Origin of the sequence: Planococcus wigleyi (assembly GCF_014836985.1) — a bacterium.
GTDB classification, from domain to species: Bacteria; Bacillota; Bacilli; order Bacillales_A; family Planococcaceae; genus Planococcus; species Planococcus notacanthi.
In genome coordinates, this window is sequence record NZ_JACSPU010000021.1 from 1 (window position 1) to 595 (window position 595).

1 protein-coding gene is annotated in these 595 nt (G+C 34.3%); it reads right to left on the reverse strand.

The features are described 5' to 3' along the window. Window positions 1–203: 203 nt before the first annotated feature. On the reverse strand, window positions 204–595 hold a 392-nt coding region (locus H9630_RS18755; RefSeq protein ID WP_191716994.1), incomplete at its 5' end, for a hypothetical protein.

Consider the following 595-nt stretch of genomic DNA (forward strand, 5'->3'; position numbering starts at 1 on the left):
AAATTAAAACTCCACCCATACTAATGACAGAAAAGGTATATGAAGAATATAAGAAAGCTCTTCCTGATAGACCTTCCATTACTCAAAATATGTGGGAAAAACAAGATCTAAATCTATACCCTGGTTACGTAATATATGGTGGAGATTTATCATATCCTAATATGCGAACATAAAAAAGCGCTGCGTCTGCAGTGCTTTTCTTTCTAAAAAATCATAAAACCTGCGAATACTATTCCACCAATGACAACTAAAATAATTGTAAGAATTAAGATATTCGAACCAAAACGCTGCATCTTTGGCTTAACACTTTGCTCCCAATCAAATTCTGACTTGTAATCCTTTGTTCCAACGCTGGCAGCAGCCTTACGTGAACCACGATTAACAGCTTTCATTGTTTCCCGCGATGATACTTTAATAAATTTGAAGATCAATTTATAAACGAACCACAAAAGAAAAATATTCGCTAAAATTTTCAAAGCCCACTTAATAGACTTACCTTTATCGTCCCAAAAAAAGAAAATAATAAGCAATCCAAAAGCTATTAGACCAAAAACCAACGCTCCAAGACTTCTAAATGACTCAATCTGCATTAGGC